We start from the raw sequence: 5,365 nt of genomic DNA, 5'->3' as shown, positions 1-5,365 counted from the left end.
CAAAGGCATCGGCATCGCCGCCGCCGAACCCCTCTATGTGGTAAAACTCGATCCCGTCATGAATCGGGTTATCGTCGGTAATCGCGCCAGTGCCGTTAGTGCCGCTTGTCTTGTCGGAAGGATGAACTGGGTTTCTATTGCCGAACCCACCACCCCTATCCGCGCGCAAGTACAGGTCCGTTATCGTTCTCCGGCCGTTCCCGTCAATGTTATTCCCCTAGAAAATGAGCAAGTGAAGCTGGTTTTCGATGAACCACAATTTAGCATCACCCCGGGCCAAGCAGCCGTGATTTATGAAGGGGAAATCGTTCTCGGTGGGGGGATTATCTCAGGAGTAACCCCATAGGGAGAGCCACCAATTCACAAAATAACCTGATTATGGTTCGGGGGTCATTCTGCCAATTAGGGACTCTCCCCAGCAGGTTGAGCTAAAAATTAACGACGGGGTACAGAAGCCTCGATGTTAATATTCATAGCGGAGACTCTTGGTACAGGATTGCCTTTGGCGCTACCGAGACCCCGGGCCATAGCCAAGAAGCTGGAAGGATCGCCAGCTTTGGGTTATGGTAAATATTATGAAAACTTTTCTGACTTTTCTTCAGCTATTTATGAATGTCTGAATGATGTCCATCTGAAACATAAAAAAGAACTGGATTCGTTGCTCACTCTACGATTTCAGAAGTTTAATAAATCTCAGATTATGAACGTCTAAAGTATATACAATATCTGCGATCGCCCTTAAAAAGGGGGACTTTGAATCCGGTTCCCCCCTTTTTAAGGGGGACTAGGGGGGATCAATCAATGCTATAATAACCACTATTTATCAGCAGGTAAGATAAGGGTGAATTTATTAGTCCATCGTTATCAAATTGTGCGATCGCTTGCTTCTGGTGCATTTGGTGAAACTTTTCTAGCTAAAGATACCCAATTACCAGATCATCCTTGGTGTGTTGTCAAGCAACTTAAACCCCAATCTGATCCCCAATCTTGGCAAATAGCAATGCGTTTATTTGATACAGAAGCAAGAAGTCTTTATCAATTGGGAAAACACGCTCAAATCCCCCAATTATTTGCCCATTTTTCTGAAAATAATCAATTTTATCTCGTTCAAGAATATATTGAGGGACATCCTTTAGGTGAGGAAACTATACTAGGGAAACAATGGGAAGAAATAGCAGTAATTGAATTTTTAGAAGATGTATTATCAACTTTAGCTTTTGTACATCAGCATAACGTTATTCATCGGGATATTAAACCTGATAACTTAATTAGACGCAAACGAGATAATAAAATTATTTTAATTGATTTTGGTGCGGTAAAACAGATTATTAATTTAAGTAATCCTCAAAACCAACCTAAGACAATTGGAATAGGAACACCAGGATATATGTCAAATGAACAAAATCTAGGAAAACCTACCTTTAGCAGTGATATTTATTCTGTGGGAATGATTGCTATTCAGATGTTAACGGGATATTATCCTACCCAATTAGTTGATAGTCAAACAGGAGAAATACATTGGCAAAATAAAGTCAAAACAACACCTAAATTTACTGATATTTTAGTTAAAATGAGTCATCCAGATTTTCAACAACGCTATCCCTCAGCTACAGAAGCTTTGCAAGCAATTCAAGGTTTACAGGGAGTCTCCCCTACCATTGCGCCAACAGTTTCTATGTCTCATTCTTCATCTATACAAAATAAAGGGGGTAAAATTGCCGTTATTCCCCTAATTTTAATGTTACTTTTAGGAGGAGTAATTGGTATTGGGGTGATCAATTTATCTGAGAGACAACAAAACAATGAGACACAACATCAACCTGCTTTTTAAGCTATAAAGGTAATAGGAACAAGTTTAACAGGAGTAAGTAAGATTTATGAAGCGTCATACTTCGGGAATAGCAGTCTCACTTTTATTTGGTTTGCTAATGCTGACATCAGGATGTCAAGGAAATTCTAATGCTGCAACAAAATCTAAGTTTTTTTGTGGAAATGCTCAATATTTAGGTAAAAATGTGCCAGCTACTATTGTCCATAATCCAAATTCAGACAGAGATTTTACTATAATTATTTGGAAACCAGATAATTATTATTTTGGTAATCAATGGAATCCTCGAAAACGATGTGATCAAGTTTCTAGACGATTCCAAGATATTTATGATCGGGATGGACTACAGTATGTCACGGCTACGGTAGCAAGTTGGATTAATGATCGAGAAGTTCCCGTTGTCTGTGGAGTAAAATCCAAAAGTGCTACTTGTGATCAAGATGATTTACTCTTTACTTTGGAAACTAAGGATGAGCCTTATGCAGTATTAGATGATCTTATGGAAATTCGTCAAGCACCTGATAACAATACACCCTTAACTAGAGGAGTAAATGATTCTAAAAATTCTGGTAAAAAGCAGCAAGTTTTTTATGATTTATCTGAGGTTTTGAAAGTAGAAAAATCCCCAAAACAGCCATCTAATCCAAACAATGGTGCAGCGTTTTAGACTCAAAAAACAAAATTTTATCTGATCATATTAATATGATCAGATAAAATTTTGTCTGAATCATTATCTAAATTATCATGCTCTATATATACAATTGAAGTAATTCTCTGGAGGTAATCATGAAACTATCTCAATTAGCGACTACCGTAATTATTGCTCTAACGTCAAGTCTCTTTAATCCTTTTCATTATGGCAATTTCAATCGTTTAGGTATTTCCTCAGTTTTAGCAGCAGATTTTTATGTAAATAATCCAGATCGTCCTATCAATGGTAAGCCTCTAACTTTAGAAAAAGCCTATTATTTAGTTTTTCTTCCTCAAAATTTAGTGCAGTATGGTAATACTCTTTCGGAAGCGGATAAAAAAGCTATTATTGAAGATATGCCAAAAATTCAGGAATTTTTAGAAAAAAATGACGGAAAAATTGAATGGGATAAAATATGCACAGTTTATCAAATTGCTGAAGATTGGAAAAGAGCAATTAATGCTTGTAAGAAGGAATTAGAATCTCAACAATCTAATATAGAACAAGGACAAGTTCTAGGAGAGTTAGGAATAAATGATCCTTTTACTCAACTTGCTGAAGCCTACATAGGTGCTGGAGAATATGACAATGCAATTAATTATTTAAACAAAGGTCTTGAATTTTCTCAAGTTGGTCATCTATTGGGATTACCAAAAGAAACAAATTTTAAATTTTCATATTTATTATCAATGAATCTAGGAATAATTTATTTGAAGCGAGGGAATTATCAAGAGTCAATTAAATATTACCAACAGGCATTAGATAATGTATTATCAAACCAACAAGCATTTATGTGTGAAACCTGTCAAACGAGTGAATTTCATGGGATAGTATCTTCAATACATGAAGGGATAGCATTTGCTTTACTTTGGCAGGGAAATTTGCAGGAAGCAGAAAAATCATTTACAGAAGCAATGAAAAATGATGAAATCTCTTGGGAACAAACAGTTAGATTTTTAAAAACACCGTTAGGAATTTCCTACGGTGATGCAGGTATGACAGAGGGAAATTTAGTTAATGAAGTTTTTTCATACCCTTATGGATTACAAGAATTAAAAGTTAAACAAGGTAAATATAATGAAGCCCTAGAATTCGCAGAAAGGGGAAGAACTCGCATTCTTTCCTATTCAATCTCTAAAGACAATCATACATCTATAACTATCCCTGAAATTCAGCAACTTGCCAGAAAGAAAAATGCGACGATAGTTAAATATTCTTGGCTTGAGAGTCCTAAAATTTATATCTGGGTAATTCAACCTAGTGGTGAAATTCATTTTTCTCAAGTTGATCTTTCTCAACCATCAATTAACCCTCAACAAACTCAAGGACATTCATTCGCAAGAGGAATTAGTCTCAATTCTAATTCTTCTATTAATTCTAAATTGTTGATTCCTTTGGGAATTTTACTTATAGGAATTTCCTTAAGTTACTTCTTATTACGTCATCGTAAACCCTTAATAATTGTAGGAATTGTAGCTAGTTGTTTAACATCTTCTTTCTTATTCTTTCAACAAAATCAAACCCCTTCCTTGAATATTGACAATAAAAGTTTAGTCCAACTCACTAAACAAACTTTTGCAACTGTCAGAAGTAATAATCGAGATACCCTATCTAATGCTGTGACAGCAAAAACCTGTCAAGATCAAAACCAATGCTTAGACAGATTATCTCAGATTCTTATTGCTCCTATTGCCAAATTTTTACCTAAAAATCCAGAAGAATCCGTTATTTTTATCCCTGATAGAGAACTCTTTAGAGTTCCTTTTGCTGCTTTAAAAACTGCTGATGGAAAATATATAATAGAAAAGCATCCAATCCAAATTTCTCCCTCTATTCAAACCCTACAACTAATTGATCAAGAATCTAGTAACAATACCCTAAATCTTACCTCAAATGCTCTAATTGTTGGGAATCCTACCATGCCTAAAATGGAAAATGGTCAACAACTTCCTGCTTTACCCGGAACAGAAAAAGAAGCACAAGTTATCTCTAATTTTTTAGGAACTCAACCCCTAATTGGTGAACAAGCGAATATACAAAATGTCACCGGACAAATGCCTAATGCTGATATTATTCACTTAGCAACTCATGGAAATTCTCAATCAATTGCTTTAGCTCCTGCTGAGGGACAAACTGGCTTTTTGAGTGGAGAAATCTATGGAATGAATTTACGCGCTAATTTAGTTGTTTTAAGTGCTTGTGATACAGGATTAGGAGATATTACCAGTGATGGAGTTGTAGGTATAGCAAGACCTTTTATGGCAGCAGGAGTCAAAAGTGTAGTTGTTTCTTTATGGTCTGTTCCCGATGCAGCAACTTCTGATTTAATGATCGAATTTTACAACAATCTTAAAACTAAACCCAATAAAGCCCAAGCTTTACAACAAGCAATGTTAACTATTATGAAACAACACCCTGAACCCGTTAACTGGGCTGGATTTATATTAGTTGGAGAAGCAGAGTAAGCGATTACTGGAAGGTGTCCTATGGGTTTTGCCTGAATGGGTTATGATATGATTGGTGCGATCGCTGTTATTTCTGTCTGGGGTTTCTCCAAACGCAATGCTTTAGATCTGGTACAAAAAGAAGATTAACACAAATTGTATAGTGCGATGCCGAAGGCACTGCGTAGCAGTACGCCGATCTTGTCGGTTGGGTTGAGGCAACGAAACGCAACACTACCTTTTCCTATCTTTCACTTAATGGGACAACGCAAAGGCATCGGCATCGCCGCCGCCGAACCCCTCTATGTGGTAAAACTCGATCCCGTCATGAATCGGGTTATCGTCGGTAATCGCGCCAGTGCCGTTAGTGCCGCTTGTCTTGTCGGAAGGATGAACTGGGTT

The 5,365-nt window shown here is 36.8% G+C and carries 4 protein-coding genes and 3 pseudogenes; 6 read left to right on the top strand and 1 reads right to left on the bottom strand.

Annotated elements, in window-relative coordinates; all coding sequences use genetic code 11:
* On the top strand, window positions 1–346 hold a 346-nt coding region (locus O9290_RS07000; RefSeq protein WP_353852128.1), incomplete at its 5' end, for an aminomethyltransferase beta-barrel domain-containing protein.
* Window positions 347–435: 89 nt separating this feature from the next.
* Here O9290_RS07000 and O9290_RS06995 read toward each other — a convergent pair.
* A pseudogene (locus O9290_RS06995) lies at window positions 436–561 on the bottom strand (phycobilisome rod-core linker polypeptide); the annotation flags it as partial.
* 1 nt (window position 562) lies between these two features.
* On the opposite strand from O9290_RS06995, the pseudogene O9290_RS06990 reads away from it, so the two are divergent.
* The 5 genes and pseudogenes from O9290_RS06990 to O9290_RS06970 form a co-directional block, all read left to right on the top strand.
* A pseudogene (locus O9290_RS06990) lies at window positions 563–712 on the top strand (IS630 family transposase); the annotation flags it as partial.
* 129 nt (window positions 713–841) lie between these two features.
* Window positions 842–1,831, top strand: a complete 990-nt coding sequence (locus O9290_RS06985; protein WP_147071738.1) for a serine/threonine-protein kinase — start codon at window positions 842–844, stop codon at window positions 1,829–1,831.
* 46 nt (window positions 1,832–1,877) lie between these two features.
* A complete protein-coding gene (locus O9290_RS06980) occupies window positions 1,878–2,495 on the top strand; it encodes a COP23 domain-containing protein (RefSeq protein WP_288056604.1) in 618 nt (205 codons plus the stop codon).
* A 119-nt stretch (window positions 2,496–2,614) separates the two neighbouring features.
* A complete protein-coding gene (locus O9290_RS06975) occupies window positions 2,615–4,984 on the top strand; it encodes a CHAT domain-containing protein (RefSeq protein ID WP_288056602.1) in 2,370 nt (789 codons plus the stop codon).
* Between the two features lie 231 nt (window positions 4,985–5,215).
* Window positions 5,216–5,365, top strand: a pseudogene (locus O9290_RS06970) (tRNA methyl transferase PRC-barrel domain-containing protein); the annotation flags it as partial.

The organism is Microcystis sp. LE19-41.2A (genome assembly GCF_027530405.1).
Classification (GTDB): domain Bacteria; phylum Cyanobacteriota; class Cyanobacteriia; order Cyanobacteriales; family Microcystaceae; genus Microcystis; species Microcystis aeruginosa.
This window is presented reverse-complemented; position numbering and strand designations above follow the sequence as displayed.